Annotated in this window: 5 protein-coding genes; 1 reads left to right on the top strand and 4 read right to left on the bottom strand. The window is 67.7% G+C overall.

The genetic code is table 11. The features are described 5' to 3' along the window. Positions 1-87 precede the first annotated feature (87 nt). Complete coding sequence (locus VFJ21_03860; GenBank protein ID HET7406257.1) at positions 88-333, bottom strand: type II toxin-antitoxin system prevent-host-death family antitoxin; 246 nt, start codon at positions 331-333, stop codon at positions 88-90. A gap of 605 nt (positions 334-938) precedes the next feature. Here VFJ21_03860 and VFJ21_03855 point away from each other — a divergent pair. Continuing rightward, on the top strand, positions 939-1370 hold the full coding sequence (locus VFJ21_03855; GenBank protein ID HET7406256.1) for a TIGR03668 family PPOX class F420-dependent oxidoreductase: 432 nt from the start codon (positions 939-941) through the stop codon (positions 1368-1370). 269 nt (positions 1371-1639) lie between these two features. Here the strand turns inward: VFJ21_03855 and VFJ21_03850 are convergent, their stop codons facing one another. From VFJ21_03850 to VFJ21_03840, 3 genes are all read right to left on the bottom strand, one after another. Further along, positions 1640-2557, bottom strand: a complete 918-nt coding sequence (locus VFJ21_03850; GenBank protein HET7406255.1) for an RNA polymerase sigma-70 factor — start codon at positions 2555-2557, stop codon at positions 1640-1642. Continuing rightward, positions 2554-3486, bottom strand: a complete 933-nt coding sequence (locus VFJ21_03845; GenBank protein HET7406254.1) for an NAD(P)-dependent oxidoreductase — start codon at positions 3484-3486, stop codon at positions 2554-2556. Before VFJ21_03845 ends, VFJ21_03850 begins: the two co-directional genes overlap by 4 nt. A gap of 442 nt (positions 3487-3928) precedes the next feature. Then, on the bottom strand, positions 3929-4235 hold a 307-nt coding region (locus tag VFJ21_03840; protein HET7406253.1), incomplete at its 5' end, for a VOC family protein.

Raw genomic sequence — 4235 nt, 5'->3', positions numbered from 1 at the left:
CCAGCCGGTTGACCCGCTTCAGCGTCGCCCGGTCGGTCTGGACCCAGTGCTGGTAGTCCTCCCAGCCGTGCGGCGTGAAGACGAGCCTCACCGCTGAAGCTCATGCTCCTCGCGCTTGCCGGCGAGGGCCTGGTCGAGGCTTTCCAGGAGTCGTCGGGCGTTCTTGGGAGCACGTAGCAGGTGCGCCGTCTCCTGCAGGGCGTCGTACTCCTCGCGGGAGAGCAGCACGGCGTCGCCACGGCGAGAGGTGATCTCGACAGGCGTCCTGTCCTCGTTGACCTGCTCGATCAGCGGAAAGAGGTGCTTGCGCGCCTCGCTGGCAGTGATTGCCATTGGCCCACCTCCAACTGGTACAAGAGTTTGGTACCAGTCGGGGCACTTGTCAAACGACCGGAGACGCCGGCTGCGATCGGCGACTCGTCCCGCGGTGCCCGAACATAGAGCACCGTTGTGATCGCTTGCGCGCTCGATCGCGGCTGACACGCTGCATCGGCACCTACTCGGCAGGTGGTCGTCGCGCTCGTAGCCACACGAACGTGCCGGCAGCGGCCGCGTTGACGATCACGAAGCCGACGATCACAACGATGACAGCCGACCAACCGCGGGTCCCGGATGCTGGCAGATAGTCCGCGTACCGCCCGGGCAAGGCGTGTACGGGTACCAGCCGAAGGTCGTCTCTCGGTTGAGCCACCGGCCGGCTAGTGCCGCCAGGCCTACGTTCAGCACACCCAACGCCGCACCCCAGACAGTCCTCGACGCGCTCGGCCAGTATCGCGGTAAGCGGCCCTTCACCCTGTCTTCGACTGGATGTTCAGGCCCCGAGCCGAGTTTCGTCGAACGGTAGGCGCCCGACTGCCCCCCAGCAGGCGTGCCTCTGGCGAACCGCCGGAGAGCCCTACCTGGCAGGGGGCGTGACGCCGGCGGTGGAAACTGACACGGTGAGACCTGTCGGCCGCGGGGCGCCGCCCGAGGCGCTACACGAGCGCGTACGCCGGGCGCCAGTGGGACGACTCGCCACGGTTCGCGAGGACCACCGTCCGCACATCGTTCCCGTGACCTTCGCCCTGGATGGCGACACGCTCGTGTCGGCAATCGACCAAAAGCCGAAGCGCACCCACGATCTTCAACGCCTCCGGAACATCGCCGCAAACCCCGCCGTCACCGTGCTGATCGACCACTACGACGACGAATGGTCACAACTCTGGTGGGTTCGGCTCGACGGCACCGCCCGCATCGTCCAGGCCGAACCAACCCGCAGTGCGGCAGTCCGGCCGCTCGTCGACAAGTACCCGCAGTACCGCGAGGCACCGCCAGCCGGACCACTGGTGCTAGTGCAGATAACGATGTGGACGTGGTGGTCGGCCACGTGACTCGAGTAGCGGCAGGTACTAGGCGTCGGTGGACGCCTTCGCCTCACGCCCCTCGGACGGGTCGACCTTCCGCCTCGGAGGTTTTCTGTCACCGGCGGAACGGTCGCCACCAGCCGGTGACAACCAGCAACAGGGCAGCGCCGGCGAGGGCTATTCCCAGTTGCTCGGGTGCACTCGGCATTCTCCTCACTCCCGCGTCCTGATTTCAAAGCCGCTACATCCCGGGTCGTTGTCACCCCGGCTGAAAGGCGCGTGAAGCGACGCGGCGCTCAGTTCATCGCCTTGCGGAGTGACTCGTAGTCGGCGACCGGGCCGAGGTGCGCGAGCTTGTCAGGATTGACGACAGAGTGCACGCCGGTGACCTGCCCCCCGTCGCTGGCCAACGCCCAAACGCCGATCAGCCGGCCTTCCCCGTCGACGATGACCGCTCCGGGACCGCCGTTGACTTCGGTCAGCCGCAACCGGACGCCGGAAACACGCGAGGCGGCGCGCATCCACGCGATCAGCGTCCGCGCCACCCGGCTGCGACCGTGGACCGGCCGTGCCAACGCCGGCACCTTGCCGCCGCCGTCGCCGGTGAGCTCGACGTCATGGGCGAGCAGGACCTCCAGAGCGCCGACGTCACCTTCCTGCACCGCCGCGAAGAAACGGCGGGCCAACTCATCGCGTTGTTGCGGTGTCGTCTGAAAGCGCGGCCGTCGCTCGGCGACGTAGCGCCGGGCGCGCGTGGCGAGCTGCCGCACGTTGTCTTCGGTCTTGTCGACGATCGTGGCGATCTCGTCGTACCCATAGTCGAATACGTCGTGCAGCAGCAGGACCGCACGCTGCTCCGGCGACAGGCTCTCCAGCAGTACCAGCATGGCCATCGACAGCGAGTCCGCGGTCTCCGCGTGCACGGCCGGGTCGTCCAAACCTCCGGTGATGATCGGCTCCGGCAGCCACTCACCGACGTACTGCTCGCGCCGCGCCCGCGCCGACCGCAGCTCGTTGATAGCCAGCCGAGTCGTGATCGTCGCGACGAACGCGCGCGGCGAGGCGATCTGCACACCGGCGTCGAGTGTCTGATGCACCCGCAGCAACGCCTCCTGCACGACGTCCTCGGCCTCGGCGACGCTGCCGAGCATCCGGTAGGCAATCGCGAACGCGACCGGCCGAAGCTCGCCCAGCAGCTGCTCCCGGTCGGTCATGGCACCAGGAAACCCTGCCGCCAGGACGGATGCGCCGGTGCCCAGCCCAGTTCCCGCTTCGCCTTGGCGTTCGACGCACCGCGCAGCTCGGTCATCATCACCACACCGACCTCACCGGCGAAGAGTCGGCCGACCCACGCCGGCACGCGCATCGGCTTCTTCGCGCCGACCTCCGCGGCCAGTGCGGGCAGCCACTCGGCGACCCGGGCCGGCTCGTCATCGACGATGTTGTAGACGCCGCGACCAGCATGCTCGACGGCGGCCATCGTCGCCTCGGCCGCGTCTGCGATGTGGATGAACGACCACACCCCGCCGCCGTCGCCCACCACCGGGAACTTGCCCCTACGCACCATCTCCACCTGCTCGGCGCCCGGCGCGATCGACGTGCCCGGACCGTAGAACCCGCCGTAGCGCAGCACCACGCCCTCGGTCCACACCGCGCCCAGCACAGCGTCCTCGACGTGGTGGATCGCGGCGGCCACCCCGCGCATCTTCTTCACCGGGTGCAGGTCCAGTGGGTCGTCCTCGGTCTTGACCGGACCGCCGGTCCGCGCATATGCGGCGAAGAAGCTCTGCGCCACGAACTTCCTCACTCCCACCGCCTGGGCCGCGGACAGCAAGTTGTCCGTGCCCTCGATGCGCAGCCGGTTCGTCGGCTCGAAGTCACGGTCGAAACGCCGCAGGTCCAGCGCGTCCGGGATCGCCGTCAGCTCGTGCACGATCACATCCGGCTGTGCCTTGGCCACCGCGTCGGCGACCTGGTCGGGCACCAGAGCATCCGCCACGACCGGTACCACGCCCTGGTCGTCGAGCATCTTCTGCTTCGACTTGCTGCGCGTCATGCCATATACCTCGTGACCTGCGGCGACCAGGCGCGGCACCAGCTGCTGCCCGATCGCGCCCGTGGCCCCAGCTACGAGGACCTTCATCGTCTGCTCCTCTCCTGCTGTTTCACAAGACAAGACAAGTCAGTGGCTCCGCCTGTGACACCAGCACCGCCAAGCGCGAACGCGATGTCGAGCACCGCGCCGCGGGTGTCCCAGTGCTGGTCGGGGTCGACCTCTTGTAACCGAACGAACGTTCGCGCGCCAAGGTAAGCCTGGGCGCCCGCGGCAGTTCACCATCACAGGAACCCAATCCCGGAGGCCGCCATGCGCTGAAAGACGTCGGCGTCGTGCTCGGCGTGTCAGTGTCTGCTGTGCGCCGCCGGCGTTGAGATCGTTTGTCCAGCAGGGCGCTCCACCTTGACCCCGGCACCGCGCAACAGGAACCACGTCATCACGAGAACGACGCCGAAGAACGACGAACCGAAACGTTGACACCGAGGGGCCGGGGCATAGGTAAACGGCACTTTCGGGACGGTCGCCAACCTCAATGAAGTTCTTGGGCGAGCCCGATGAGAAGTCCCTCGGGTCCCCGGATGTAGCAGAGTCGGTACGAGTCTTCGTACTGAACGACCTCACTGCTCACGAGCTCCGCCCCGTGCCCGCGGAGCCGCTCGAGCGTATCGTCCAGGTCGTCGACGACGAACATCACTCGCAGGTAGCCGAGCGAGTTGACCGGGGCGGTCCGGTGATCGGCGACGACCGGCGGATCGAGAAACCGTGAGAGCTCGAGCCGGCTGTGACCGTCCGGCGTGCGCATCATCGCGACCTCGACGCGCTGGCTGCCCAGGCCT

It is taken from the genome of Mycobacteriales bacterium (genome assembly GCA_035690485.1).
Taxonomy (GTDB): Bacteria; Actinomycetota; Actinomycetes; order JAFAQI01; family DASSKL01; genus DASSKL01.
Note: the sequence above shows the minus strand (reverse complement) of the source record. Positions and strands in the feature narration are given on the sequence as shown.